We start from the raw sequence: 26,972 nt of genomic DNA on the forward strand, positions 1-26,972 counted from the left end.
ATAGTGGGCATGACGGACCTGAATTTCCGCGCCGAGCACGAGCCCCGGCGGCGCCGCCGACGCCTGAGATGGGTCAGTTTCACCCCGCGGTTCGTCACCATGCTGATCTCCGGCGTGGCCACCTTCGGGCTGCTCGGGACGATGCTGGTGCTGCCGCTGCCCTACGCGGTGCAGGGGGCAGGTCCCACGTTCAACACCCTGGCCGGGCATCGGCCGGCGGACCAGGGTGACTCCGATGAGGTGGGCGACGGCGAGCCGACCCTGATCAGTATCGAGGGCGGCCGGGCGCACCCGGCCGCGGGGGAGTTGCGCCTCACCACGGTGGTCACCTCCGGGGGGCCGGGCTACCCGGTGCGGGCAGCGAACGTGATCGTGGGGTACTGGAGTTCGAACCAGATGGTGCAGCCGTTGGAGGCCGCGATCGATCCCGACCTGACGCAGGAGCAACGGGATCAACTGGCGGCCCAGCAGATGATCACCTCCCAGGAGCATGCCACCGTAGCGGCACTGACGGATGTGGGCTTCGAGGTGCCCGCTGTCCTGGAGGTCGTCGATGCTGCCCCGGGGACCGGCGCCGAGGGTGTGGTGGCCGAGGGCGACCTGATCCTGGGCATCCAGGCCCCCGGGGAGCAGGTGGCGCAGGTGGAGACCTACGCCGATCTGTCCGTGCCGTTGCTGGCCACCCCGCCGGGGGAGGAGATGCGACTGCTGGTGGAACGCGATGGGCAGGAGGTCACGCTACCGATCATCACCACCGACGACGGTCGGGGCCGCAGCCAGCTGGGCATCTTCCTGAACGCCGATTTCGACATGCCAGTCGAGGTGAGCATCGCGATCGACAACGTCGGCGGACCCAGCGCCGGCCTGATGTTCGCCCTGGGCATCATCGACGTGCTCACCCCAGAGGACCTGACCGGCGGGCACTCCATCGCCGGCACCGGCACGATCAGCCTGGACGGGCGGGTCGGCCCGATCGGCGGCGTGGGTCTGAAGATGATCGGGGCCGTGGACGACGGCGCCGACTACTTCCTGACCCCCGCGCTCAACTGCTCCGAGGTGGTGGGTCACATCCCCACCGGCCTGCAGGTGATCGCGGTGGACACGCTGGAGCAGGCTCGCAGCGCCGTGGAGTCGATCGCCGCGGGCAACACCGACGATCTGCCCGGCTGCGCCGACTGGGAGCACCTCGAGCCGACCTGAGCCGGCGCCAGGGCAGGGCCGCGCTCGGGTCGGCTCAGCTGAACGTGGCGGCCAAGGCGTGCACCAACCCCGGCACCGCGTCGGGGGCACCCGCGACGGCGTCGTCGGAGTCGTTGGCGCGTGAGCGCAGGACGCACCAGGACTCGCCCGAGCGCAGCACCCCGGCCGCCACCCGCACGTCCTGACGGTCCGGGTGGCCCATCAGGTAGGCGACCGCTTCCTCGGGGTCGCTGGGCATGCCCTGCTCCGCCTCGGGCGGTACCACGATCCGCTCCACCACGATCGCGGCCCCATGCACCGTCTCCGGCCACGCCAACTGGGCCAGCAGCTCCTCCAGGTTCGCAGACTCCGGGAGCCCGTCCTGCTCGATCGAGGTCAGGTGCTCGGGGTCCGCTTCGGCGGCTGCGACGACCTCGGCGCCGAGTTGGGTGGCGACGGCGGGATTCTCCGCGAGGGCGTCAGCGGTGCGGACCAGGGCGTAGATGCCCACCGGTGCGTCCCAGCCGCCGGCAGCGGCATGGCGTTCCAGTTCGATGACGGCGGCGGCCAGTGCGTGGGAGCGGGATTCGTCGTTCACATAGACATCGTTCCAGCACACCGAATGTATGGGAAACTGGGAGGGCCAGGGGTGCCGTGCCTCTGGATCCATCTGCCCGCTCTGATCGTTCTCGAGGTTGAGCCCTAGTGTCCTTTGCTTCCTCCCGTCCCGCTGCCTCCTCACCGCGACCGGCGCGCGGGCGCCGCGGTCCGCTGCTACCCACGATCGGTGTGCTGGCCGGGGTGGTCATCGCTTTCCTGGTGATGTCCCGGTTCTGGACCGAGTGGCTCTGGTTCGACCAGGTGGGCTACTCCAACGTGTTGCTCACCCAGTGGTCCACTCGGGGTGGGCTGTTCGTCGTCGGTCTGCTGTTGATGGGCGGCGTCGTCTGGTTCAACCTGCGCCTGGCGTACAAGAACCGGCCCATGTATGTCCCGACCACTCCCCAGCAGCGCGACCTGGACCGGTACCGGGAGGCCTTCGAGCCGCTGCGCAGACTGGCCTTCATCGCGGCCCCGATCGTGGTGGGCTTCTTCGCAGGTTCGGCGGCGGCCACGCAGTGGCAACCCATGCTGGAGGCGTTCAACGGACAGCCGTTCGGGCAGGTGGACCCGCAGTTCGGGCTGGACATCGGCTTCTACGTCTTCACGTTGCCGTTCCTGCGGTTCGTGATCTCCTTCCTGCTGTGGACCACGATCTTCGGACTGGCCGCAGCCGCCTTCGTGCACTACCTCTACGGCGGCATCCAGGTGACCGGGCAGCGGCGGGCGGAGAAGCCCGCACGGATCCAGTTGAGCATCCTGGGTGGTCTGGTGGTGCTGCTGGTCGGCGTGAACTACTGGCTGGACCGGTACACGCTGCTGAACTCACCCGGGGAACGGTTCGACGGCGCCACCTACACCGAGGTCAACGCTGTGCTTCCGGCCCGGTGGATCCTGGCCTTCGCCTGCGTCTTCGTGGCGGTGCTCATCTTCGCCTTCGGCGCCCGGGGCCGGTGGCGCCTGCCGGTGGTCGGGCTCGGTCTGGCCGTGGTGACCGGCCTGGTTGCCGGGATGGCGATCCCGGCGATCACCCAGGCCGTGGTGGTGAGCCCGAACGAGCAGGACAACGAGGCCGAGTTCATCCAGCGCAATATCGACGCCACCCTGGCCGCGTACGGCCTGGAGGACGTTGAGACCCAGGTGTACGAGGCCGAACTGGAGGGGGTGGCCGGTGCTCTGGCCGACGATGAGGAGTCGACCGCCCAGATCCGGTTGCTGGACCCCAATATCGTCTCGCCCACATTCCGGCAGGACCAGCAGAACCGGCACTACTACACCTTCCCGGAGACCCTGAATGTGGACCGGTACCAGATCGACGGTGAACTCAACGACACCGTGATCGCCGTCCGCGACATCAACCTGGATGCCGTGGCGCAGCGGAACTGGACCAACGACCACACCGTCTTCACCCACGGGTTCGGCGTGGTGGCCGCCTACGGCAACACCACCACCAACGACGGGCGGCCGCAGTTCTTCGAGGGCGGTATCCCCAGCATTGGTGCGTTGGGCGACTACGAACCGCGGATCTACTTCTCGGAGAACTCCCCGGACTACTCCATCGTCGGGGCGCCCGAGGGCGCAGACCCGTGGGAGTTGGACTACCCCGACGACGACGCCGAGGGCGGTCAGGTCAACAACACCTACGAAGGTGACGGTGGCCCGGGTATCGGGAACGTGTGGCGCCAGTTGCTCTACGCCGCCCGGTTCGGCAGCGAACAGATCATCTTCTCCGACCGGGTGAACTCCGAGTCCCAGATCCTCTACCACCGCGACCCCCGCGAACGGGTGGCCCGGGTGGCACCGTTCCTCACCCTGGACGGTCGGACCTACCCGGCTGTGGCTGACACCGACGGGGACGGCATGAAGGAGGTGGTCTGGGTCGTCGACGCCTACACCACCTCGGACGACTACCCCTACTCCGAACGACAGCAACTCGAGGACGCCACCATCGACGCGTTGACCGGTCCGGACGGCCAGGCGATCCAGGCCCAGTTGCCCGAGTTGGTCAACTACATCCGCAACTCCGTCAAAGCGGTGGTCAGCGCCTACGATGGGTCGGTCACGTTGTACGCGTGGGACATGGAGGATCCCATCCTGCAGACCTGGATGGAGATCTTCCCGGACATGATCCAACCCATGTCGGACATCAGTGGGGACCTGATGAGTCACCTGCGCTACCCCGAGGACCTGTTCAAGGTGCAGCGTGAACTGCTGAACCGGTATCACGTGACCGATGCCCGGAACTTCTTCTCCGGTGGTGACTTCTGGCGCACCCCACCGGACCCGGCTGAGCCGCAGTTCAACCAGCCACCGTTCTACCTGAGCCTGCGGATGCCCGAGCAGGAGGAGGCGACCTTCTCCCTGACCACCTCGTTCATCCTGAACGATGATCAGCGCAACGTGCTGACCGGTTTCATGGCGGTGAACTCCGAGACGGGGGACCAGGACGGTGAGGTCCATGAGGACTACGGCACTATCCGTCTGCTGGAGTTGCCTCGTGACCTGACCGTCCCCGGACCCGGGCAGGTGCAGAACGACTTCAACACCGACACCACCGCGGCCACGGAACTGAACATCCTCAGTTCCGGTGGCTCCCAGGTGCTGTCCGGCAACCTGCTCACGCTGCCGGTCGGCGGCGGGCTGCTGTATGTGCAGCCGGTCTACGTGCAGTCTGAGAGCGGCACCCAGTTCCCCTTGCTGCGACGGGTGCTGGTGGCCTTCGGCGACTCGGTCGGGTTCGCGCACACGCTCGATGAGGCGCTGGACCAGGTCTTCGAGGGCGACGCCGGTGCGGCAGCGGGTGACGCCGACGTGGTGCCGGTGCCCGATGACGAGGTCGACCTGGACGCCGAGGACATCGACACCGACGGTGAGCCGGTCGACCCGGACGCAACGGACCCGGACGATGAGCCCACCGAGACCGAGACCGAGACCGCCGACCCGCCGGCGACCGACCCCGGTGACGGCGATGCCCAGGCGCGGCTGAACCGCGCCCTGGCTGATGCCCGGGAGGCGATGGAAGACTCCAACGAGGCACTCGTGGACAGTGACTGGGCCGCCTACGGCGAGGCCCAGGAGCGGTTGGCCGACGCGTTGGAGCGGGCCCTGGAGGCGGACGAGGAACTCAACGGCTGACCACTGGCCCGGGAGGCAATGGCCGACGTGGCTGACGTCACGCTGATAGTCACGGCTGCGATTTGCTTCCCGGGCCGGTGCCGCCGTAGTCTGGGGTTACCGACGCGGGGTGGAGCAGTTCGGTAGCTCGCCGGGCTCATAACCCGGAGGTCGGAGGTTCAAATCCTCCCCCCGCCACTACAGAACGGCGCGATTCCAACGAGAGTTGGGGTCGCGCCGTTCGGCATTCCGGAGGAATCGGGCTCGCTTCGACCGGGTCGACTACGTGGTCGAGAGACTCAGGACCCGAACCTCCGGACGGGTGCCGACCCCCGTCCGACTGAATCGAGGAGCCGGGCCGGGGCAACGCCCTCCTTCTCTGGTGCACCGAGACAGAAGCAGGACTTCGCCATAGCCCGGAGGCTGGAGACTGGTGTTACCCCGCGGGGGCGATCCCGCGGATATAGGCCGCCTGGCCAAGGTGCTGCAGGCAGTCCCCGATCACACTGACCAGGCGGATCGCGACGGTCACCGGTGGGTCCCAGTCGGAGTTGACCACGCGCTCCAGTTCGTCGCCGTCCAGCCTCCTGACGTACTCCAACGTACGGGCGTGCACCTGAGCGTGGTAGTCACGCAGATCCGCAGCGGAGATGCGGACGGCTGCCACGTCGTCCGGAGAGTGGCCGAACCCGGTGTCGCTGACGTCCAAGGGCAGGTCCAGGCGCTCATGCCACTGCGGCCACACCTGCTCGGTGCCGGCGAGGTCGCTGACGTGATCGTCCTGGACCCGGCTCTGGTGCCAGAGCAGCCAGGCGATCGTGTTGGCGTCCGCGGCGGGACGCCATAGGGATGACTCCGGGCTCAGCCCATCGGTGAGGTCCTCGACCAGTTCGTCGATCCTGCCGAAGTGGTCGGTCAGCATTGCTCTCGCGTGCTCAGTCATTGATCTAGCATCCCCGCCGGCCGTGACGAGCGCCAGCCCGCACGAGCAGGTGATGCGGTCGGTTGTCCACGACGCCCCGAGCGGGACGTGGATCCTGGGACCGCTGGTACACCCGAGACCAGTTCGCAGACGCCCTGCTGGCGCGGGATCGTTGGCCCGCTGGTGCCCTCCTGCCCCGGAGGGCACCCGCACGGGCGCAGGATCAGCGCCTTGGAGACAGTGCCAGCGCGTCGTCGATCATCCGGTGCCCCTGCGCCTCGAACGCCTCGTCGCCCACCGAATAGGCCCACGCTGCCGTTGCGATCGCCTCGGTGAGCAGGATGAAGCGCCAGTCCGGTCCACGTGGGTCGGACCCGTACCCCTCGATGAAAGCGCGTTCCAGGTCCCCACGGGTACGGAACTGCTGCACGGCGAGCCGGGCCAGGTCGGTCTGCGCCGGCCGCCACTCGGCGCGACCGAAGTCGATGACGGCGAGTTTCCCGGCGTGCACCATCCAATTGCGGGGTTGGTAGTCGCCGTGGGTGGGCACGAGCCGCACCGCTTCGGTGGGGTGGTCGGCGAGCAGGGCATGCAACCGCCCGACCGTGGCCGACGGGATGCGATGCTCCCCGGCCAGCCACCGCAGCGCCCGCTGCTTGCGGGCAGTGTTGAATTCGATCCCCAGGTCGGTGTCCATGCGCCGATCCTGACCATGGAACGCCGCCAGGAGTGCGCCGGCCTGCCGGTAGGTCTGCGGTTGCTGCTCGGAGTCGTTGCCTTGCACGAGTTCCCCGGGCAGGAACTCGGCCACGAGGACGCGTGCGTCGTCGTCCACGTGATGCAGTACCGGCGCCGCACCCAGGTGGCGCAGTGGCCCCACCCAGTGCCGGTAGGCATCCAACTCCCGGGAGAAATGGTGGTTGCCCGGACCGCAAGCCTTGACGATGACGTCCTCGGCGATGCCCGGGGTGCGGACCCGCAGCACCGTGGAATCGATCAACCCCCAACTCAGGTCCGCCACGACATGCGCGCCGGGCAGCCACCGTTGCACCAGGAGCCGCTGGTCCGGCCTCAGCCCAGGCAATGCCGTGTCCCGGTCCGGGCTGCCGTCGGGGCCGGTCATGCCTTCGCGGCCGTGGTGACGGTCTCGAGCCGGCGCAGGTCGGTGGCGGAGAGCCGGAGGTCGGCTGCGGCGACGTTCGCGTGCAGGTGGCGCATGCTCGCGGTCCCGGGCAAGGGAACGACTCGGACGCCGTGTTCCTGCTGTCGGTGGTGCACCCAGGCCAGCGCGACCTGACCGATTGTGGCGTCGTGGCCGGTGGCGATCTCACCCAGCGCTGCCCGGAGCCCGGCGGTTACGGGACCGTCGGTGCGGCGCTGCGGCTGTGCGTGCAGGAGGCCCTGGCCGGTCGGGGAGTGCGCCACCACCACCACGCCCAACTCCGCCGCGGTGGGCAGCAATTCATCCTCGATACCGCGCTGGACCAACGACCATTGCTCCTGCAGGGCCGCAACAGGGTGTACCGCATGGGCACGCCGCAGATCCTCAGCGGTGACGTTGGACAGCCCGATGGCGCGGATCTTGCCCTGATCGACCAGTTCCGCCATCGCTCCGACGGTGTCCTCGATCGGTACCGTCTCACTGCGCAGGTGCAGGTAGTACAGATCGATCGCCTCGACTCCCAGCCGCTGAAGACTCGCCTCGCTCGCCGACCGCACGTAGGCAGGGTCGGCCCGGGCCTCGAAGCCTGCTGCCAGATCATCGCGCCGCACCAGGCCGAACTTGCTCGCCAGCACCACGTCATCGCGTCGCGTCCTGATCGCGCGGCCGACCAACTCCTCGTTCTGGTAGGCGTCCGCGGTGTCGATCATCGTGACACCGAGGTCGAGGGCGGCGTTGAGAACAGCCACCGGATCCCGGTCAGCAGTACCGGCGTCGTCCTCGCTCAACCTCATCGAGCCGAAACCCTGACGGCCGTAGGTGTCGCCTTCCGGTACGGACCCCGTCTGCGCTGCTGCCATGAGGAAAGCCTATGACCCCCGCCGCAGGTGAGGTCCGGGACGGTCCGGCGCCTTAGCGCTCCTGCAGTTCCTTGCCCGTCCACTCCGGCAGGAACAGGGCCGCTACCCCGGCCAGCACGAAGAAGAAGGCGAACACCCCGAACGCCAGCGGGGCACCACCGATCGAGATGAACACGGGGGTGGACAGCGGCGCAAGGATCGCTGCGACCCGCCCGAACGCCGCGGCGCTCCCGGACCCGGTGCCCCGCAACCGGGTCGGGTAGATCTCCGGCGTCACCGCATACAGCGCACCCCAGGCACCCAGGTTGAACGCCGACATCGCCATCCCGGCGGCGATGATGGTCGCCACCGTATCCGCTTGGCCGAAGAGCACCGCGGCGACCGCCGACAGACCCAGGAACGAGGCCAGCGTGGCCCGCCGTCCCCACTTCTCGATCAGGATCGCCGCCACCGCGTACCCGGGCAACTGGGCCAGGGTGATGATCAGGGTGTACTCGAAGGACTGGACCAGGTCATAGCCCTGCTGCACCAGCAGTGTGGGTAGCCAGATGAACGCCCCGTAGTAGGAGAAGTTCACCCCGAACCAAGCCAGCCAGATCGCGATGGTGCGCCGGCGCAGGCGCGGGGACCACAACTCCCGCCAACTCGGCGGCGGTGCGGGATCTCCCACCGGAGGGGAGGGCACCGGCGGGACACCAGCGGAGGCCTCGAAGTAGCGCACCGACTCCTCCGCCTCGGCCTCCCGGCCGCCCTGTTCCAGGAAACGCACCGACTCCGGCAGCGCGTAGCGCACCACCAGGGCGTAGGCCGCCGGGACCATCCCGATCACGAACGCCCAACGCCACCCGGTGCCGGGGTTGACCACGAAGTACCCGATCACCGCGGCGGCCAGCCACCCCACCGCCCAGAAGGCCTCCAGGATCACGATCATCCGGCCCCGGATCCGTTTCGGTGCGTACTCACTCACCAACGTCGAGGCCACCGGCAGTTCGGCCCCCAGGCCCAGGCCAATGACGAAGCGCAACACGATGAGCATCACCAGGCCGGTGGACAGCGCCGCCGCCCCGGTGGCCAGCCCGTAGACCAACAACGTCAGCGCGAACACCTGCCGGCGCCCGATCCGGTCCGCGAGCAGCCCGCCCAGGCTGGCGCCCACCGCCATCCCGACGAACCCGATCGAGGCCACCACCGAGAGTTCGGTGCTGGTCAGGTTCCAGGCGATGCCCAGGGCGGCCATGATGAAGGAGATCAGCGCCACGTCCATCGCATCCAGCGCCCAGCCGATCCCCGAACCGACCAGGAGGCGGCCGTGTGCGCGTCCGAAGGGGAGACGGTCCAGGCGCTCGGCGCGGGTCATCGTCCCCGCGGCGCCGGCCGCGGCGCCGGCGTCGGCGGGCGCATCCGGTCCGTCACCACGGACGTCCGGGTCGGGACTGGTGTTCTCGTTGGTCATCCGAACTCTCCTGCGGACACGTGCGGGCGGCCCCGGTACGGGACCCCGTCGAGACTAGCGCCCGGCGCCGGTGCCCCCGAAGACCCAGGTGTCCAGGAACTCATTGCGGAAGCACCCGTCGGGATCGTACCGGGCCGCCAGGTCACGAAAACGCCCCAGCATCGGATAGACGCGTGCCAGGCGCAGCGGATCGGTGTGGAACCACTTGGCCCAGTGCGGGCGGGCATCGAAGGGGGACAGCACCTCATCGATCACCGGCAGCACCGCCGCCACCGCCTCCGGGTCCACGTCCATCGTGAAGTGCACGCTGATGCTCTCGCGCCCGTAGGCCGGGGAGAGCCACAACTCATCGGCGGCGATCGTGCGCACCTCACTGATGTGCAGCAGCGGACCGACCCGCTCGCGCAGGGTGCTCGACCCACGCAAGGCATCCAGCGCCGGGATCGCCAGGTCGCGCGGGAGCGCGTACTCGACCTGGATCTCCGCGCCGGAGGAGGGTGTGAACCCCATCCGGAAGTGCGGCAGCCGCTCGTGCCACGGCCCGGCCACCCCCTGCTGCGGGGTGCACACGCGCGCGTCGGCCGAGCGAACCGGGTGCTGGTCGGCCGGCGCCGCATAGGCGCCCAGCACGCCGGGGGAGGCGCCGCCGTCGGGCCCATCGGTACGGCGCTTCACCCAGACCGAATCGACCGAGTCGGCCCGCCAGGAGGGGAACAGGCTGACCGAGGTGCCCAGCGCGGTGAGGGCGTCGAAGTCCTCCAGCACCAGGTCCCAGGGCACGTCGTTGAAGACCCACTGGCGCACCCGGTACGCCGGCTCGATCCGCATCGTCACGCGCGTGGTCACCCCCAATGCGCCCAGGCTCACCACCGCGCCCTCGAAGTCCGGCTCGCCCCGGGCGATCCGGTGCACCTGCCCCTGGGCGTCGATGAATTCCAGCCCGACGACGGCGGCTGCCAGGCTCCTGACCCCGTCGCCGGAGCCATGGGTGCCGGTGGCGATCGCCCCGGCTACCGAGATGTGTGGCAGCGAGGCCATCGCGTGCAGCGCGAAACCGGCCCGGTCCAGCGCCTCGGCGAGATCGCCGTAGGTGACCGCTGCGCTCACCGTGACAGTCCCTGCTCGCTCGTCGATCTCGATCTGCGGCTCCAGCCCGGCCAGGCTGATCAGGTCACCGGGGGAGTCGGGCAGGGCGTTGAAGGAGTGCCGCGTGCCCAGGGCGCGGATCCTCGGCACTGCGGCGATGATCCGCCGGGCCTGGTCGAGGCTGGTCGGGCGGTGCAGGGTGCGGGCGCCGAACACGTGGCTGCCCGCCCAGTTGATCCCCGGGCCGGTGTGCGCGCTCATGTCAGGCTGCGCAGTGCGTGGACCAGCACCGCAGTAAGACCTACCAGCACCGCCAGGACCACGACGGCGATCCAGACCACCGAGTCCCCGCCCCGCGGCAGCGCCAGGGCCAGGTGCATGAACGTCTGCGCGATGACCTGGAGTACAAGGAACGGCCATCCCACCCGCGCCAACACCCGTAGCTCCACCACCGCGTCCCAGCTCACCCCGCCGACCACACGCGAGAGCACCAGGAACCCGTGCACGCAGAACACCACGACGGTCGATTCGGCCACCGTGGGCTCCCCGACCATCAGCCCCCAGCCGAGGAACGCGGCCACCCCCACCGGCAACCCGTAGCCCGGCCAGAACGCCACGGTCAGCGAGAACAGGATCATCAGCACCATCGTCACGACCGAGCTCGCGACCAGCACGCTCGCGCTCACCGCCAGCAGCAGTGCCACGATCCGCAGCACCCAGGCCGCCACCGCGGGCCCCAGGTGCAGCCGCATCGCCGGCGGCCGCTGCTCGGGCAGGCTCGCCTCGGCCCGGCGCGCCCAGTTCGACACCCGCCCCATCAGCGACCACCCCGCTGCACCGTCGAGGCGACCATGAGGGCCTCCTCGGGGTTCATGGCGGTGCCGTGCCCGTCCGGGTCGCCGACCCAGTGGACCACGTCGATGCCCTGCCGGCGCAGCTCGGCCAGCCGCAACCCGCGCTCCAGCCGGATCAACTGGAAGGAAGTGGCAGCGTAGGGATCCAACCGTGCGGTGTTGAGCGCGGGGAGCACGTCCACGGCGATCACCCGGTGCCCCTGGGAGCGCCACAGCGTGGCCACGGCACTGGCCTCGTCGTCCAGGAAGGTGGAGAAGATCACCGCCAGCGCACCGGAGGGCAGTCTCGGGGAGCGCTGGCGTGGCTGCGGGCTGCCCTCCGGGGCGATCCGGGCCAGGCGCTGGGTGATCCGTTCGAGGTGCTTGCCGCCCGCGGCCGGGGCCACCGGGCGTCGTCGCCTGCCCAGGTCGTCCAGCCCCACCCGGTCCCCGCCCTTCAGGTAGAACTGGGCCACCGACGTCGCGGCCTCCCGGGCCAGGTCCACCGAGGTCGCGTGCGTCATCCTGGCCGGGGTGCCGCCGGACCACGTGTCCACGTCCGGGCCGACGTCGTCGCGGGAGTCCACCACCAGCATCACCGTGGCGTCGGCGCTGGCCAGCGTGCGCCGCACGTACAGCGCGCCCAGCTTCTGGGTGCGCGGGTCCAACGAGCGACGCACGGTGGTGCGCCAGTCGATCCGGCGCAGCCGGTCCCCGGGGGTGAACTCGTGGATGTCGTGCAGTTCCATTCCCTCACCCACGCGGCGTGAGGTGTGCGGGCCCACCAGCCCTTGCAGCCGGAAGGGCAGTGGCATGCGCCGCAGCGGCCGGGCCGGCGGGCGCACCATCATCGGCACCGGGCCGGCCGGCGGGCAGTGCGAGGCGAGCAGTTCGTCGTGGCTGGTGGCGATGTAGTCCACCCGGAAGCACTCCAGGACCCCGGTGCGAGCGGTCTCCAGGGACATGCCGATGGAGCGGTCCGGCGAGGCCACGACCACCGCCTCGGTGGTGCGATAGCCGTGGGTGGCCACCCGCATCCGGACCACCGAGGTGCCCGGCGGGGTGCGCAGGGTCAGGGTGGCGCCCACGGTGCCCGGTTCGGCTGCGCCGGTGGCGCCGGGAGCCGTGCCGGCGCCGGCGGACAGGCCCGGCCGCAACTGCGCCTGCACGTCCTGGCGGGGTTGGGAGAACCACGCCCAGGCCGTCCCGAGCACCATGGGCAGGGCGAGCGCGGCAAGGTCCGGCCGGGACGTAGTGACGCCCAGCACCAGCAGCACCATCCCCAGACCCCCGGTCAGAACCGCCGAGGTGCCCGGCACCCAGACGGTCGCCGCACCGCCCGGCCCGGCTGAGCCAGCCGCCCCGCTCGAGCCGCCCGGGGTGCCCGGCCCATCAGAGCGGGACCGGGCCGGCTCGGCAGAGGTGGGTTGCGCCGTCGTCGGCCCCGCACCCGGTGAGTGCGCGGAACTCACGACGAAGCGCCGACCGGGGCCTCGGCGCGCGCTGTGGCCGGGGTGGGGACCTCCTCGAGCAGACGCGCCACGATCTGGTCGGCCGAGGCCCCCGCAGCCCACGCCGCAGGGGTGAGCACCAACCGATGCGCCAGCGCCGGTACGGCCACGTCCTTGACGTCCTCCGGGGTGACGAACTCGCGTCCGTCCAGGACCGCCCGGGCCCGGGCCAGCAGCACCAGCGCCTGGGAGCCGCGCGGGGAGGCCCCGACCTCCACAGTGCTCAGCTCCCGGGTCGCCCCGGCCAGCCGCACACAGTAGTCCAGGATGTCGGCGTCCACGTCCACCGCCTCCACCCCGGCCTGCATGGCCAGCAGCGTCGTGTCGTCGACGACCTGGTCCACCTCGGCCCACTCGGTGCGCCGGGCGATCCGGCGGGCCAGCACATCGGCCTCCTGGGTCGCATCGGGGTAGCCGACGGACAGTCGGACCATGAACCGGTCCAACTGGGCCTCGGGCAGGGGATAGGTCCCCTCGTACTCCACCGGGTTGGCCGTGGCCAGCACGTGGAAGGGCGCGGGGAGCTTGTGCGAGGTGCCCTCCACACTGACCTGGCGCTCGGCCATCGCCTCCAGCAGTGCCGACTGGGTCTTGGGCGCGGTGCGGTTGATCTCATCGGCCAGGAACAGCCCGGTGAACACCGGCCCGGGACGGAAGGTGAACTCGGTGGCCGCCGGATCGAACACGTAGGAGCCGGTGATATCGGCCGGGAGCAGGTCCGGGGTGCACTGCAACCGCCGGAAGTCCAGACCGAGTGCTCCGGCCAGGGCACGGGCCGCGAGCGTCTTGCCCAGCCCGGGTACGTCCTCGAACAACACGTGCCCACCGGCCAGGATCGCCGCCAGTGCGGTGCGCAGCGGCTGGGTCATACCGACGACGACGCCGGCCACCTGATCCAGGACGTCATTGCCCAGCCGGGATACCTCCGGCACAGGGAGCGGGGTGGGAACGGGTGTGGTCATGCCAGGCCCTTTCTGAGGTCGAGTCGTTCGAAAGCGGTCAGGTAGTGGCGCATCCGGCCGGCGTCCACGGGGGTGGCGCGCGGGTCGTCCAGGAATGCCACGACCTCCTCACCCAGCACCTGGCGGGCCCGCTCGCGCCCCGGTCCGGACTCGAGATCCACACCGGCGTGGCGGCAGGCGCGCACTCCCGCTGAGTGCAGGCGACGCACGGCGGGTTCGCGCAGCGTGGTGCGGTTGCCGTAGATCGCCCAACTCAGGGTGGAGACCTCCCGCCGGGCGCCGTCGCGGCTCTGGTAGGGCAACCGACGGAAGCGCACGACGGCGGGGACCCCGCTGATCGGGATGGCGGCGGAGATCAGGAGCAGGCTCACGCCGAGCAGGACGGAGTGCCGCCCGCTGAGGCCGATCCAGTACAGCAGGACGGACAGTGCCACCGCGATCGATGCGGTGATGATCATCCACCGCCGGGACTGCTGGGTGGGGGTTCGGACCGGTTCGGACGTCGCGATGCTCATAGCCGCACCCGGTCCCAACTGCGGGCCAGCGCCTCGAGGTGGGTGACTGCCTCGTTCTGCTCGGCCGGACTCATCGGCTCGGTGCGGAACCGGGCGCGGTGGTACAGGCTGAGCAGGCCGGTGGTGGCCTCCGGGTCGGCCTCGGTGCGGGTCAGGACCGCCACGGTCAGGTCGGTCGGGGTGTCCGCGGGCCGGCGGCTCATCCCGGACTTGGCGGCCGCGTCCTCCAGGGCCAACCAGGCCCGGATGATCGCATCGGTGGGGTCGGCTGCCCGGCGCACCTCCTCCCGCGCACTGGTGGCCGCCTCGGTCAGGATGGGGATCTGGTCCTCGGGCGCGACCTCGGCGTCCACCTGCAGGTCGCTGCGCCCCACATCGGGCGTGAGCGACCTGCGATAGCGCACGAACAACCAGATGGCGATCGCGGCAGCGGCCACCGCCATGAGGATCACCAGCCCCAGGAGCAGCTGGCCCCAGATCGGGCTGATCTCGATGGGCTCGGCGTCTGTGGGGGGCTCGAACGTCTCGTCCTCGGACTCCTCGTAGGACTGCTCCTCGGGCGGGGGGCCTTCCTGGTCCGGCTCCGGTGCGGAGACCTCGAACTCGCGCGCATCCATCTCCCAGGTTCCGATGGACGGAGCGACCAGGACCGCCAGACCCAGGAGCAGGGCCACCAGGGCAGTGGGCACCAGCGGCGGTACACGGTGTTGCCGTTCGCGCTCGTTCACCATTGACTTCCTCACCGGAGGATTCCTCCCCGGAGCACTCTAACCGTTTGCCGGGGCCACCTCACTCTTCCAGGATCTCGAGCGGCGCGGCTCGGCCGCGACCCCGGTGCGCCCCGCCCTACTCCCCGGGTACAGCCCGCTCGAACCGCAGGATCCGGAACCGGATTCCGGACTCGCTCTCTCGCCACGCGCCGGTCTCGACCACCTGCCAGGGCGGAGTGATCGGTGGGGCGAAGACGTCGCCGTCGACCTCCAGGTCGATCTCGGTGACGACCAGCACGTCAGCCAGGTCCATCCCCTGGGCGTAGACCTGGCCGCCCCCACAGATCCACGCCTCGCTCTCGTGCACCAGCGCCGCCGCTGTGGGAAGGTCCCGGACCACCTCGGCGCCGGGTGCGTGGTAGTCCTCCTGGCGGGTCAGCACGATATTGCGCCGGCCCGGCAGCGGCCGGAACCGCAGGGGGAGCGATTCCCACTGCCGCCGACCCATGATCACCGGGTGTCCGTGCGTGGTTGCCTTGAAGTGCGCCATGTCCTCCGGCAGGTGCCACGGCAGATCGTTGGCGCGCCCGATCACCCGGTCATGGGCCTGCGCCCAGATCATTCCCAGCATGGCAACGTCCCCTCCCAGCGCATCGTCCCCGCGGGTCGACTCAGACCGCGATCGGCGCCTTGATGCCGGGGTGATGCTGGTAGCCGGTCACCTCGACGTCCTCGAAGCGGTAGGAGAAGAGGTCATCGGCCTTGCGCAGTTCCAACTGCGGGAACTCGAACGGCTCGCGCGTCAACTGTTCGCGCACCTGCTCGGTGTGGTTGGCATAGATGTGGCAGTCGCCACCGGTCCAGATGAACTCGCCCGGCTCCAGACCCACCTGTTGGGCCACCATCTGGGTGAGCAGGGCGTAGGAGGCGATGTTGAACGGCACGCCCAGGAACAGGTCGGCGCTGCGCTGGTACAACTGGCACGACAACTTCCCGTCGGCCACATAGAACTGGAAGAACGCGTGGCACGGCGCCAGCGCCATGGCATCCAACTCGGCGACGTTCCAGGCCGAGACGATGATCCGGCGCGAGTCCGGGTCGGAGCGGAGTTGTTCCAGAACGCCGGTGATCTGATCGATATGACCGCCGTCGGGCGTGGGCCACGAACGCCACTGGACGCCGTAGACGGGGCCGAGTTCGCCGTCGTCGTCGGCCCACTCGTCCCAGATCCGCACCCCGTTCTCGCGCAGGTAGGCGATGTTGGAGTCCCCCCGCAGGAACCACAGCAACTCGTGCACGATCGACTTCAGGTGCACTCGCTTCGTGGTGATCAGCGGGAACGCCTGCGCGAGGTCGTAGCGCAACTGGTGCCCGAACCGGGACAACGTCCCGGTGCCGGTGCGGTCGGACTTGACCGTACCTTCTCGCAACACCAGATCCAGCAGGTCCTCGTACTGTCTGTCCGCCATGAGGCTCATCGTAGGCCGGGCTCGTCCGCTCCCGGCCCAGGTGCCCTGGCGGTGCCGAGCGCGCGCGGCGCTGGTTGGGTGATCAGTTTGGGGGTAGCGCCGATCTCGCGAGTGAACTCCATGGGTGGCGGTCCGAACGCGGAGTCGATTCCACGGATCATCGACTTGCCCATCACCCGACCGCCGGTGTACCCCACCACCGCGCCGACACCGAAGGGCAGCAACCGGCCGAGCATGATCGAACCGGCCTTGGCCGTGCTGGTGGCGATCACCCGTTTGCGGAGCGTGCGGTTCACGGCCTTGACCGTGCCCAGCGGAACCCGCGTCATCAGTGCCCTGCCCCAGGTCACACTGGTGACTCCGATCTGCTCCTGGAGCAGTTCCGGACCCTTCGGGCCGAGCAGGGCGGTCAGCAGCACGGCTTTGCGGCGCGGCACGTCCTCGACATCGATCCCGTGCACATCGGCCACGCCCAGCGCGAGCACGCCCGAGGCGCCCAGGAACGCCGCCACCTGCCCGGAGGTGATCAACAGGGCCGCACCGGTACCCAGCGCGGGCACCGCAGCCACCGCACCGACCGCGCCGCCGGACCCGCCGACCGCCAGCAGGTATCGCCTGTGCAGGATGGCCAGGATCTGCTCCGGAGACGCCTGGGGGTTCTTCGTACGGATGTCATCGACGTAGGAGCGCACCCGCGCTGAGGGGATCGTGACCGCGGTGTTGAGGAGATCATCCAGCCGGCTCGGCATCGATCTCACCCCTCGGAGGTGACCCGGAGCGTCTGGGGCATCCCCTTGTCCAGGGTGCGCCCCACCGTGCAGCCGCGGTCGACGGCCTTGTGCACCAGGTCGATCAATGTGGCGCGCTCGTCCTCATCCAGGGCCTCCATGTTCACCACGATCTCCACCTCACCGCGGCTGTACCGGTTCTGGCCCGCCACGGCCGTGGTCTGCACGCCGACGTAGGCGTCGAAATCGTCACCGAGGGCGCGGGCCAGGGCCCGGTCGGCGCTCATCAGGTTGCACGCGGCCAACCCCATCGCGAACAGGTCCGAGGGGGTGAAGGTGCCGTCGGCTCCCCGCGGACCGATCTTCACCTCGGCTCCGGTGGAACTGCGCCCGGTGTAGGTGTTGGTGCCGGTGCGCTCGGCCCATAGCGCGCTCTGCGAAGTGTTCATGTGCCGATGGTGACACGATCCGTGGGACTTGGCCCACCTGGAACCGGCTCGCCCAACTCGGCCAGGATCTGCAGGTATCGCACCCGGTGGGTGTTCACATCCGTCATCTTGGTGGCGATGTCGGAGATGAAGTCCTCCCGGTAGATCGAATCGGTCAGTACCGAGACCGCGTAGTACAGTCCGGTGAACATCGCCATCGCCACCGAGACCCGCAGGTGCGTCTGGGTGATCACGAGCCGCTCGTCGCCGAAGGCGATCTGGTACTGCCAGCCGCCGTCCTCGATCCGCCACAACTCCTGCAGCGTCGGGGTGACGGTCAGCACGCCGAGGGCGAAGAAGAACAGCCCGACGCCCAGGCTGATCACCACTACCTGGAGCAACTGGTTCGAGGCGACCATCACCGCCACGTTCACCAACTGGGCCCGGGACAGTCTGGGCAACCGATCGGCCTGCGGGGTGTTCCGCTTCGCCTGGCGCAGGATCTGTGCGGTCTCGGCGCGCAGCCGGATCCGAAGGATGAGCAGGATCAGCACGGCGAAGAAGACCACGAGCGCCACATCCGAGGCCCCGGGGCTGTGGTGGAAGAGCTGCCAGACCTCCGAGGAGTAGAACAGGGCCATCGAGAAGATCAGCAGCAACGGCAGGAAGCGCACCAGGCGCAGCAGCGAGGATCCGAGTTCGTTGCCCACCCGGCTGGCGCCCCACCACAGGGTTGCGGCCAGCCCGTACCGCACCACCAGTCTGATCAGGCCGAGCAGGAGCAGATTGGACCCGGCGATCATCAATCCCGCTCGCCATTGCCCACCGGAGAGGAGAACCAGCAGCGCCGGAGCCAGCACGAAGAACGCCAACTCGGCCTTGCCCACGCTCTGCGGCAGCGTCGACCAGGGGCGCCCCCGGGCCACGTTCAGCCCGGCATAGCCCAGGAAGAGGCCGAGCAGCACCAGCAGGATCGCGGTGGTGTTGAGCCACCATGGCCAATCGAGCCGTGCTGCGACCGACATCTCGAACAGCAGCACCGCGACCAGCACCGGGGCGGAGCGGCCGAACACGTCACGGCGAGCCGAGTGATCGTGCACCAGCAACGGCAGCCCGTAACGACGGAACGTGCGCTCACACGCGGCACGCTCCTGCTTCAGCGTCATGGCGGCAAGCGTACTCACCGTGCCGTTACGCCAGACTGGGGTCGTGACATGCGTTTTCGTGCTCGGCAAGCCGGCCCAGCGGTCCCCGACGATCGCGGCTGCGATCCAGGACCTTCGCGGGCGCGGGATCGACGTGCGCACGCTCGTGCCCGAGGCGGCGAGCGCCGGTGCGGGGAGCGCCGGTGCGACGGGCTCCGGCGGGGAAGCAGGGCCCGGCGACGGTGCGTGGCGGGTGGACGGCAAGATGCGGCTGGTGCGGCAGGACCTGACGGGGGCGCGGTTGATCGCCCAGCGTGGCCTGGCCCCCGAGGTGCTGGACCTGCTGACGCCCTGGGCCCGGCGGTGCTGTAACGATCCCGTAGCCACGGCGCTGACCCATCGTCGCGCCGTGCTCCTCGACGTGCTGGCCCGGGGCGGGCTGGCCGTGCCCCGCACGAGCCTGGAGCCTGACTACCAGGACGCGCGCGCCGGCGGCGCCGTGATCAAAGCCGCCGATGCCCGAGCCGGCCGTGGGGCGGGGGTGCTCCTGCCCGGCACCGCTCCGGCCGAGCCCCCGTTTCCGGGCCCCTACCTCCTGCAGGAGCACCTGGAGGGCTGGGAGGCCAAGATGTACGTCTTCGGCGCGCAGGTACGGGCCGCCCGCCGGCCCGGCGGCCGGCAGTCCGGCGGTGAGGTCTACACCCCTGCGGCCGACCACGCCGACCTTGCCCGTGCCGCAGCCGGGGCGGTCGGTGTGGAACTGTGCGGGGTGGACCTGATGATCACCGCAGACGGACCCGTGGTGATCGACGTGAACGCCTTCCCCTCGGCCACGAAGATCCCCGGCGCGGCGGGATTGATCGCCGCGCACCTGGTGACCCGGCTCTGAGGCCGGGAGAGTCCGGTCGCCGGGGCCGCGGGTTCGCGTCCCGGACGCCGGCCCTGCCCGTCCCCGATGTTCAGGCCTGTTCCCGAGCGCCGGAGAGGTCGTCGCTGCCGTCCCGCGGGATCGGCTCGGCGCCGCGTCCACGCGCCTCCGCTACCGGCATCAGGTACCGGTTGCCCGGATCCCACGGCCGGGTCCAGCCCAACTGGGTGAAGAGGTGGTCGAGCAGATTCCCGGTGAACCCCCACACCCATCCCACCGGGAGCCGGAACCCCACCGAGGTGAATCTGGTCAACCCGGCTACCTGGACCAAATGGCGCCGCTGCGGGTCCAGCAGACCGGCTACCGGGACGCGCAGCGCATGCAGGACCTCACCGGGTTGGGCCCGCTCGAACCCGGACGCCTCGGTCCAGGCCAGCACCGGATGCACCACGAACGAACTGACCGGTACCAGCGCCGGCGGCAACTCACCGATCACCTCTGCCCGGTCCGGATGCAGACCGATCTCCTCGTGGGTCTCCCGCAGGGCGGCGGTGACGACATCCTCCCCGGGCTCGATCCGCCCACCCGGCAGGGAGATCTGCCCGGGGTGGTCACGCAGTGCGGTGGAGCGCTGGACCAGGAACAGATCGGCCGCGGGCGCCGACTCCTCAGCCCCCGGTGCCTCGTCGGACTCCTGCGCCGGTGCCAGCAGTACCAGCACCGCGGCCCGTCGGAACCCGCGGGCACTCTCGGGATCGAACCGGTGCGGGCCCGGCCAGGGCGGAAACCGGCGTGCCAGGTTCTGGCGGTGCAGGTGCGCCAGACCGTCCCGTGCCGGATGTGGGCTCACAGGTCACGACCTGCCAAGGCGCTCCAGTCCCACCTTGTACTCGGCCTCCAGCACGCGCTGTACGGCCTGCACCACCGCCTTCTCCACCGCCGGACCCACCAGGGGGATCGGCGCGCTGACCTCGCCCTCGTACCGGACCCGGGTCGTCTCGGCGTCCCCGGACAGCCTCGTGCGGGCCGTGCACCGCGCCGGCGCACCGGTGATGTCCATGCTCACGGTGGCGGTGCGCCCGGCCTCGGCATCTGCCGGGCCCCAGGCCTGCACCATCTTCAATTCGATCGTCGAGCCGACCAGTGAGCGCATGGAGTGCGGGATGGTGTCGGTGGGCATCCGGCGCGTAGCCGAGACGATGAAGGCGCCGTCCTCACTGTGGGCCACCTCGTGCCGCGCGGACACCGAACCGGAGGCGCGGGCGCTGTCACGCAGGTACTCCTCGTCACCGAGCATCCGGGCCACACGGGCCGGATCGGCGGGGTAGTCGTGCGTGACCTCGAAGCGCATAGGGCCACGATACCCGCGCCCGTCCGGTCACCAGGTGTGCACGGTCGGTGCCGATGCTGGAAGTAGGGTGGTCCGGTGTCCACGATGAGTGCATTGATCGCCCGCATGAGCGACCTCGGAGCGCAGGACGTCGAGTGGCTGCACCTGTTGGTCGCCGACTGGCAGGTGATCTCCGATCTGGGCTTCGCCGATCTGGTGCTCTGGCTTCCCACCAAGGACGACGACGTGGTCGCGATCGCCCACGCCCGCCCGTCCACCGGGGCTACGGTCCATCACGACGACGTGGTGGGCCAGTCGGCCCCGCCCGGCCTGCGCACCATGCTTCTGGCCGCCGCACAGTCCAAGACGCAGTCCCGGTTGCGCGAAGCGCGCTGGGAGGGTTCGTTCGCGATCCGGGAGGAGGCGATCCCGGTGGTGCGCGGTGGGCGCACTCTGGCCGTCGTCGCCCGGCAGACCTACCTGGGTGGCAACCGCACCCCGTCGCGGCTGGAGTTGAACTACGTCGAGTCCGCCGATGAGTTGTGCGCCATGATCGCCCGTGGCGAGTTCCCGCTCGCCCACGCCGCTACCGGTCCGCGCCGGGGCGCTCCACGGGTGGGTGATGGCCTGGTCCGCCTGAATGCCGAGGGCGAGACGCTGTACGCGAGCCCGAACGCGGTCAGCGCGCTGCACCGGCTCGGCGTGACCGATGAGATCGTGGGCGTGTCGATGGCGGAGGTCATCACCCCGCTGATCGAGGACTCCTCCCCGGTGGATGAGTCGCTGCCGCTGGTGGTGATGGGCCGGGCCGCCTGGCGCACCGAGGTCGAGGCGCGCGGGGTGTCGCTGTCCCTTCGCGCGTTGCCGATCACCGAACACGGGGAACGGACCGGGGCGGTCCTGCTGATCCGGGACGTCTCGGAATTGCGTCGCCAGGAACGCGAACTGCTGACCAAGGACGCCACCATCCGCGAGATTCACCACCGGGTGAAGAACAATCTCCAGACAGTGGCGGCTCTGCTGCGACTCCAGGCACGCCGCACCGGTTCGAGCGAGGCGCGCACCGCGCTGGAGGAGGCCATGCGCCGCGTCGCGACGATCGCGACGGTGCATGAGGCGCTGTCACAGACCATCGATGAGGCGGTCGACTTCGACGCGGTGTTCGGACGCACGTTGCGGATGGCCGCCGATGTGGCCTCCGGTGAGGCCCGGGTGGTCACCGAACGCACCGGGGAGTTCGGCCGGGTGCCGGCCACCGACGCCAGCGCGCTGGCGGTGGTGCTGACCGAACTGGTCACCAACGCCGTCGAGCACGGGCTGGCGGGCCAGCACGGGACGGTTCGGATCGACGCCAGGCGTGCGGGCAACCAGTTGCGGGTGCGGGTCAGCGACGACGGCGTGGGCATGGACGCCGAGCAGGCAGCCGACGGGCTTGGAACGCAGATCGTGCGGACCCTGGTGGCCACCGAACTCGACGGCTCGATCGAGTGGGAACCCCTCGAGGGCGGGGGCACCTCGGTGACGTTGAGGGCCACCTTGGCCGACGTCCGCGATGCCGGCTGACCGCGAAACCCGCGTGCCGGTGAAGAAAAACAACCATGGTTGGAAAAGCCGGTTGGCAGAGACGTAAGAAAAAGCCGGCCGGATCCCTGTCGAGATCCGGCCGGCTCGTTCTGTCAGGTGTGGAGTCGGCTCAACCCGCGCGCCGTGCACGAGCGGTGCGACGCTTCAGCGCCCGGCGCTCGTCCTCGGACATCCCGCCCCAGACACCAGCGTCCTGGCCGGATTCCATCGCCCACTTCAAGCAGGTGTCGATAACGTCGCAGCGCCGGCAGACGCCTTTGGCTTCCTCGATCTGAACGAGAGCGGGCCCGGTGTTCCCGATCGGGAAGAAGAGTTCGGGGTCCTCGTTCAGACAGGCAGCCTGATTACGCCAATCCATCTGTGATGCACTCCTTGGTAGGCATGACGATCAACGCGGTGACAGCCTGAGGCTGTGCTCGACGACCGCTGAGCGGGTGTGCGGGACGCGTTGATCGGCTCGGTAGAAAGTCCTTCTTTAGGTTCACACGACACGTGATGTTTCACAAGGGGTAGCCCGTAGCTTTCCACCGCACCGTCATGAGACATCCCTCACATTCCACGGAATGAGAAGGCGCCGAATCCGGGCGCAGGCCCGGCCCGGGTAGGCCCGCATTAGGGTGGGGCCATGCCCGAGAAGTCACCGTCTACGCGTCCGGTTCTGCTGACGGTGTCCCTGGTTCTGGTCGGGCTGCAGGTGCTCGGCCTGATCGTGCTGGCGGTCGGCGGCCTGGGCGGGGTGCTCGGTGCCGCCAGCCTTGAGCAGGTCACGATCGTCACACTCGCGGTGGTGCTGTTGGGGCTGGCCCTGCTGGTCGGAGCCGCCGGCTGGGGGTTGTGGCAGGGCAAGCGGTGGGGCCGCGGGCCCGTGGTCACCTGGCAGTTGCTGCTGCTGGCGGTGGGTGTCAGTGGTCTGGGGGGCCAGGAGTGGTGGGCCACCGTGATACCGATCGTGATGTCGCTGGTGATCATTGCCGGGGTGCTGGTGCCGTCCTCCCGCGCGGCGACCGATCGCGGGGGCCGTCCCGATGCGGTGCTCTAACCCGCCTCGAACCCCTCGGGGCGGGCCACCTGCACCGGAACCACCCGTGGACCATCCACCAGCACGCCGCGCCCCGGCACCGGGTCGGGGTCCAGCCCGCTCCGGATGTCCACGCCGGTCAGATGTGTGCTGACCGGTCCGAGCGCCACCACGACGTCGGCTTCACGCAGGCGGGCCGCCAGGTCGTGGTAGGTGCTCAGGAGCCGGTCCGGGTGGGCTGCTCCGATGACGACGCGGGTCCGGTCGGCCAGGTGCGTGAGGGTCTGGGCGACCTGGGCGGGCGTGAGCCGGTCGACGTCGTCGATCAGCAGCACGTCGGTGCGCGGAGTTACCTGCGCGCCGATCGTGGTCAGCGTGGTGCTGCGGCCGCTACCGGGCATACCGGCGATCAGCCAGGTGGCCCCGGGCGGCAGGTCGGCACCCACCCAGGCGGCATCGTCACCGCCGATCCCCAGCCAGAGCCGCTCTGGCTGCTCCGGGGTGGCAGGACGATCGGTCAGCGTCACCTCATCCGGCAGCGGGCGCAGGCGCAGGACCGGCACGTCCGGTGAAGGCCACGCCCCGGCGCCGGCATCCTCCGGGAGCGCCACCTGGCACACCACCGCGGTACGGGGGGTCAGGAGTACCCCACGCCCCGGTGGCCAGCCGCTGCCGGTGAGTTGCTTGGGCACCCCGGCCAGCGCTGCGTCGGCCGGATCGCGGGGAGCCAGCACCAGGTGCCGGTCCACCTGGGCGGCCCAGCGGTGCGCCGGTGCCGGGGCGGTGAGCACCGTCGACAGACCCCTGCGGCGTGCCCGGCGCAGTAGCGTGGCGATCAGGTCGGTGCCCGCGCCGGCACCGGCGACCGCATCGAGCGCGCCGGCCCAGGTGTCGACGTCGTCGATCACCAGCATCTCGGCGCCGCGGCGGCCGGCCAGCAGGTTCAGCAGTCGCCCGGCCCGGCGCACATCGGCACCGTCGCACCATGTTCCGGCCGCCGGCGCGGTATCGGGGAGGAGGGGGTCCTCGGCGAGCACATGAACGGGCACGCCCCGGCGCAGCGCGAGGCCGGCCAGCGTCGCCGCGGCGGTGGACCGGCCCGAACCGGGTGGCCCGCTGATCACGATGCTGGCAGGCAGGTCCAGGGTGCCCACGCCCAGACGCTGCTCCTCGGGCAGATCGGTGCGCAGCCAGCCCTGCGCCGGGTCCGCCGGCAACTCGGTGACCGTGAGGGACTCCGGCAGTGGCGGTGCCCAGGGCGGTGGGAGACCCGCCCGCCACGGCTCGGTCCTGATCAGGTCCTCGGCAGCGGACCGGATGGCCTCCACCAGACTCCGCACCGCAGCGGTATCCCCACCCCATGCGGACTGGAAGGTGGTGGTGGTCTCGGTGCGCAGGATCGCTCGTCCCGGTACCGCCGGCAGCCGGGCCGCGGCCGTCATGCCGATGGTGTCGGTGGAGTCGGCCTCCTCCAGGACACGCAGGCACAGCCGGGCGGTCAGGTTCGCGCGCATGTCGGGGCTGATCGCTCCGGCAGGGCGCTGGGTGGCCAGGACCAGATGGATCCCCAGGGACCGCCCCTGAGCAGCCAGGCGGACCAGGTCGTCCAGATGCTCGGGATGGTCATCGGACATCGCGCGGAACTCATCGACGATCACCATCAGCCGTGGCAGCCGCCCGCCGCCGCCCTCGCCGGCGGGACGGCCGCGCTGGTACTCGGCCAGGTTCGTCGCGCCCGCCCGGGCCAGGATCTGTTCGCGCCGGAGCAGTTCGGCGCGCAGACTGGCCAGCGCCCGCGAGGTGGCCGGCCCGTCCAGGTCGGTGAGGACCCCCAGCACCTGTGGCAACGGGGTGATCGGGGCGAACGTGGCGCCGCCCTTGTAGTCCACCAGCAGGAACGCCAGGTCTCCTGGTGGGTACCGCGCTGCCAGCGCCAGCACCCAGGAGAGCAGCAGTTCGGACTTGCCCGACCCGGTGGTGCCGGCCACCACCGCATGCGGACCCTCACGGACCAGGTCGAGGGGCACCGGGCCGTTGCCGTCGTGGCCGATGACGGCGGCCAGACCGGTGTCGGCGCTGCGCCACCGCTGCCCGATGTCGGTGGCGGTGTGCGGGCCGATCAGTCCGGCCAGCGGTGCCACCCGGGGAACGGCCGCCACCGGGGGTGCGCCGGCGGCCAGCACCGAGCACACGGCAGCCGCCCACCGGGAGGAGACCCGGCGGTCGTGACCGGGCCGCACCTGGATGATCCGGGCGCACCACGGCGGCACCTGCCCCAGGTGCCGGGCCAGCACCAGGTGCGCCGCCGCGGCGTCGGCTCCGCCTGCGGCGTCCTCGGCCTCCAGCACCCGGAGCACGCGGGCAGGATCATCACCGCTGTCCGGTAGCGCCGTGGCCCAGGCCCACCCAGCGGGCACCTCGGTCCGCCAGCGGCCGGGTGGGGAGCGCACCACGAGTTGGCAGAGCAGGTAGCGGGCCAGGGACTCGCACTCCGCTCGGCCGCCCACCAGGGCCACGCCGGCGCCATCGGCCGGGACCGGCAGGCAACCAGCCCGGTGGGTTCCTGACCGGCCCCCGTGGGCGGGCACCGCCGGCAGACCCGCGTCCGCGGTGCCGAGGTCCCATCCCGCCTCCTCGGCCGGGCCCTGCGCCGGGGTGGGGACGACGCTCCCGCGCTGGGCGGCCACGATCAGCGCGGCCGGGTCATCAGTACGTGAACCCCCGGTCAACTCGTCCGGCCCGGTTGAGCCCTGCGGGCCGGCCGGGCCGGAACGAGGGGGTGGGCCCGGTTCCTGCTGGTGCCGGTGCCGGCGCCGCCGGTTCAGGGCCGGCCAGGCAAGGGCGAGCCCCATCGGGATCAGGATCAACGGCAGCAGCCGCCAGAGGCCGGCACCACCGGCCAACAGCACCGGCACCATCCCGACGCTCATCAGCAGGGGCAGCACCATCCCCGGCATGGCCGGCTCCACGGAGCCGGCCGGTGCGCGGCCGGGTTCGGCTGCGCGCAACGAGGGGTGCGGACGGATCTGCAGGGTGCTGGTGCCCACGTGCAGCAGGTCCCCGGTCCGCACCCGGCGCCAGCGGCCGGTGACGCGCCGGCTGCGCCGCCGCCATCGCAAGCCCGTGCCGGCACCGCCGGGGGCCGACTGTGCCCGCCGGCGCCCTCGTGCCGGGCGCCACCGTGAGCCGTTGGCGCTGTCCAGGTCCCGGACCTGGATCCGCCCGCTGCGGTGCCGCACGTGCAGGTGGTTGCGGGACAGGTGCGCATCACCCAGTCGCAGCCCCGCATCCGTGCCGCGGCCCACGATGACTCCGCGACTGTCCAGGCCGGCGACCCAGCCGGAATCGGGCCCGGCGATCACGGCGAGGTGCACGTGGGTGCGCATCGCCCCGCGGACCCGGGTTGCGTCGTCCTCAGCCATGTCCCTCAGCCTGCGGGGGTGCCCCGGCCGGTGCACGGGGCCGGCCGGGGCGTTGTGGACACCGGGATCGGTG

The 26,972-nt window shown here is 70.5% G+C and carries 25 protein-coding genes and 1 tRNA gene; 6 read left to right on the plus strand and 20 right to left on the minus strand.

Going from position 1 to position 26,972, the window contains the following annotated elements; translation table 11 throughout:
• Positions 1–9 precede the first annotated feature (9 nt).
• A complete protein-coding gene (locus tag ACO0LV_RS08935; protein ID WP_424787540.1) occupies positions 10–1,200 on the plus strand; it encodes a YlbL family protein in 1,191 nt (396 codons plus the stop codon).
• Between the two features lie 34 nt (positions 1,201–1,234).
• Here ACO0LV_RS08935 and ACO0LV_RS08940 read toward each other — a convergent pair whose 3' ends face one another.
• The gene (locus tag ACO0LV_RS08940; RefSeq protein ID WP_424787541.1) at positions 1,235–1,777 is read right to left on the minus strand and encodes a PPA1309 family protein; all 543 of its coding nucleotides are present in this window, start codon (positions 1,775–1,777) and stop codon (positions 1,235–1,237) included.
• A 107-nt stretch (positions 1,778–1,884) separates the two neighbouring features.
• Here ACO0LV_RS08940 and ACO0LV_RS08945 point away from each other — a divergent pair, with 107 nt between their 5' ends.
• Together ACO0LV_RS08945 and ACO0LV_RS08950 are read left to right on the plus strand one after the other, a co-directional pair.
• Positions 1,885–4,914 (plus strand): UPF0182 family protein, encoded by a 3,030-nt coding sequence (locus tag ACO0LV_RS08945; protein WP_424787542.1) that lies wholly within the window; start codon positions 1,885–1,887, stop codon positions 4,912–4,914.
• 103 nt (positions 4,915–5,017) lie between these two features.
• Positions 5,018–5,091 (plus strand) — tRNA-Met (locus tag ACO0LV_RS08950).
• A 238-nt stretch (positions 5,092–5,329) separates the two neighbouring features.
• Here ACO0LV_RS08950 and ACO0LV_RS08955 read toward each other — a convergent pair.
• The 15 genes from ACO0LV_RS08955 to ACO0LV_RS09025 form a co-directional block, all read right to left on the minus strand.
• Positions 5,330–5,836 (minus strand): mycothiol transferase, encoded by a 507-nt coding sequence (locus ACO0LV_RS08955; protein WP_424787543.1) that lies wholly within the window; start codon positions 5,834–5,836, stop codon positions 5,330–5,332.
• A 202-nt stretch (positions 5,837–6,038) separates the two neighbouring features.
• Complete coding sequence (locus ACO0LV_RS08960) at positions 6,039–6,938, minus strand: aminoglycoside phosphotransferase family protein (protein ID WP_424787544.1); 900 nt, start codon at positions 6,936–6,938, stop codon at positions 6,039–6,041.
• Positions 6,935–7,837 carry an aldo/keto reductase gene (locus ACO0LV_RS08965; protein ID WP_424787545.1) on the minus strand — a complete coding sequence of 301 codons (903 nt, stop codon included), beginning with the start codon at positions 7,835–7,837 and terminating at the stop codon, positions 6,935–6,937. The genes ACO0LV_RS08960 and ACO0LV_RS08965 overlap by 4 nt, the downstream gene beginning before the upstream one ends.
• A gap of 52 nt (positions 7,838–7,889) precedes the next feature.
• Positions 7,890–9,194 (minus strand): MFS transporter, encoded by a 1,305-nt coding sequence (locus tag ACO0LV_RS08970; RefSeq protein ID WP_424787599.1) that lies wholly within the window; start codon positions 9,192–9,194, stop codon positions 7,890–7,892.
• Positions 9,195–9,344: 150 nt separating this feature from the next.
• Complete coding sequence (locus ACO0LV_RS08975) at positions 9,345–10,637, minus strand: D-arabinono-1,4-lactone oxidase (protein ID WP_424787546.1); 1,293 nt, start codon at positions 10,635–10,637, stop codon at positions 9,345–9,347.
• A complete protein-coding gene (locus ACO0LV_RS08980) occupies positions 10,634–11,194 on the minus strand; it encodes a hypothetical protein (protein ID WP_424787547.1) in 561 nt (186 codons plus the stop codon). The genes ACO0LV_RS08975 and ACO0LV_RS08980 overlap by 4 nt, the downstream gene beginning before the upstream one ends.
• Positions 11,194–12,681, minus strand: a complete 1,488-nt coding sequence (locus ACO0LV_RS08985; protein ID WP_424787548.1) for a DUF58 domain-containing protein — start codon at positions 12,679–12,681, stop codon at positions 11,194–11,196. Before ACO0LV_RS08985 ends, ACO0LV_RS08980 begins: the two co-directional genes overlap by 1 nt.
• Positions 12,678–13,682, minus strand: a complete 1,005-nt coding sequence (locus tag ACO0LV_RS08990) for an AAA family ATPase (protein WP_424787549.1) — start codon at positions 13,680–13,682, stop codon at positions 12,678–12,680. Before ACO0LV_RS08990 ends, ACO0LV_RS08985 begins: the two co-directional genes overlap by 4 nt.
• Positions 13,679–14,197 carry a hypothetical protein gene (locus tag ACO0LV_RS08995; protein ID WP_424787550.1) on the minus strand — a complete coding sequence of 173 codons (519 nt, stop codon included), beginning with the start codon at positions 14,195–14,197 and terminating at the stop codon, positions 13,679–13,681. Before ACO0LV_RS08995 ends, ACO0LV_RS08990 begins: the two co-directional genes overlap by 4 nt.
• A complete protein-coding gene (locus tag ACO0LV_RS09000) occupies positions 14,194–14,925 on the minus strand; it encodes a DUF4129 domain-containing protein (RefSeq protein WP_424787551.1) in 732 nt (243 codons plus the stop codon). The genes ACO0LV_RS08995 and ACO0LV_RS09000 overlap by 4 nt, the downstream gene beginning before the upstream one ends.
• A gap of 118 nt (positions 14,926–15,043) precedes the next feature.
• A complete protein-coding gene (locus tag ACO0LV_RS09005; protein ID WP_424787552.1) occupies positions 15,044–15,529 on the minus strand; it encodes a dihydrofolate reductase in 486 nt (161 codons plus the stop codon).
• Between the two features lie 49 nt (positions 15,530–15,578).
• Positions 15,579–16,376 (minus strand): thymidylate synthase, encoded by a 798-nt coding sequence (locus ACO0LV_RS09010; RefSeq protein ID WP_424787553.1) that lies wholly within the window; start codon positions 16,374–16,376, stop codon positions 15,579–15,581.
• Between the two features lie 5 nt (positions 16,377–16,381).
• Positions 16,382–17,125 (minus strand): hypothetical protein, encoded by a 744-nt coding sequence (locus tag ACO0LV_RS09015; protein WP_424787554.1) that lies wholly within the window; start codon positions 17,123–17,125, stop codon positions 16,382–16,384.
• A 5-nt stretch (positions 17,126–17,130) separates the two neighbouring features.
• On the minus strand, positions 17,131–17,553 hold the full coding sequence (locus ACO0LV_RS09020) for an OsmC family protein (protein WP_424787555.1): 423 nt from the start codon (positions 17,551–17,553) through the stop codon (positions 17,131–17,133).
• The gene (locus tag ACO0LV_RS09025; protein ID WP_424787556.1) at positions 17,550–18,698 is read right to left on the minus strand and encodes a hypothetical protein; all 1,149 of its coding nucleotides are present in this window, start codon (positions 18,696–18,698) and stop codon (positions 17,550–17,552) included. The genes ACO0LV_RS09020 and ACO0LV_RS09025 overlap by 4 nt, the downstream gene beginning before the upstream one ends.
• A 43-nt stretch (positions 18,699–18,741) precedes the next feature.
• Between ACO0LV_RS09025 and ACO0LV_RS09030 the strand changes: the two genes are divergently transcribed.
• On the plus strand, positions 18,742–19,566 hold the full coding sequence (locus tag ACO0LV_RS09030; protein WP_424787557.1) for a hypothetical protein: 825 nt from the start codon (positions 18,742–18,744) through the stop codon (positions 19,564–19,566).
• A 70-nt stretch (positions 19,567–19,636) separates the two neighbouring features.
• On the opposite strand, the gene ACO0LV_RS09035 is transcribed toward ACO0LV_RS09030, so the two are convergent.
• Positions 19,637–20,395: an NUDIX hydrolase gene (locus ACO0LV_RS09035; RefSeq protein ID WP_424787558.1), complete on the minus strand. Its 759-nt coding sequence runs from the start codon at positions 20,393–20,395 to the stop codon at positions 19,637–19,639.
• 3 nt (positions 20,396–20,398) lie between these two features.
• The gene (locus ACO0LV_RS09040; RefSeq protein ID WP_424787559.1) at positions 20,399–20,896 is read right to left on the minus strand and encodes a DUF2505 domain-containing protein; all 498 of its coding nucleotides are present in this window, start codon (positions 20,894–20,896) and stop codon (positions 20,399–20,401) included.
• 84 nt (positions 20,897–20,980) lie between these two features.
• On the opposite strand from ACO0LV_RS09040, the gene ACO0LV_RS09045 reads away from it, so the two are divergent.
• On the plus strand, positions 20,981–22,438 hold the full coding sequence (locus ACO0LV_RS09045; RefSeq protein ID WP_424787600.1) for a sensor histidine kinase: 1,458 nt from the start codon (positions 20,981–20,983) through the stop codon (positions 22,436–22,438).
• A 130-nt stretch (positions 22,439–22,568) separates the two neighbouring features.
• On the opposite strand, the gene ACO0LV_RS09050 is transcribed toward ACO0LV_RS09045, so the two are convergent.
• Complete coding sequence (locus tag ACO0LV_RS09050; RefSeq protein WP_424787560.1) at positions 22,569–22,817, minus strand: WhiB family transcriptional regulator; 249 nt, start codon at positions 22,815–22,817, stop codon at positions 22,569–22,571.
• A gap of 267 nt (positions 22,818–23,084) precedes the next feature.
• Between ACO0LV_RS09050 and ACO0LV_RS09055 the strand changes: the two genes are divergently transcribed.
• Positions 23,085–23,498 carry a hypothetical protein gene (locus ACO0LV_RS09055; protein ID WP_424787561.1) on the plus strand — a complete coding sequence of 138 codons (414 nt, stop codon included), beginning with the start codon at positions 23,085–23,087 and terminating at the stop codon, positions 23,496–23,498.
• On the opposite strand, the gene ACO0LV_RS09060 is transcribed toward ACO0LV_RS09055, so the two are convergent.
• Entirely contained in the window at positions 23,495–26,899 is a 3,405-nt protein-coding gene (locus ACO0LV_RS09060; RefSeq protein ID WP_424787562.1) for an FtsK/SpoIIIE domain-containing protein, read from the minus strand. The two genes, ACO0LV_RS09055 and ACO0LV_RS09060, sit on opposite strands and share 4 nt — an antisense overlap.
• Between the last annotated feature and the right edge of the window lie 73 nt (positions 26,900–26,972).

This window comes from Pseudactinotalea sp. Z1739 (genome assembly GCF_049725055.1).
Classification (GTDB): domain Bacteria; phylum Actinomycetota; class Actinomycetes; order Actinomycetales; family Beutenbergiaceae; genus CALKWS01.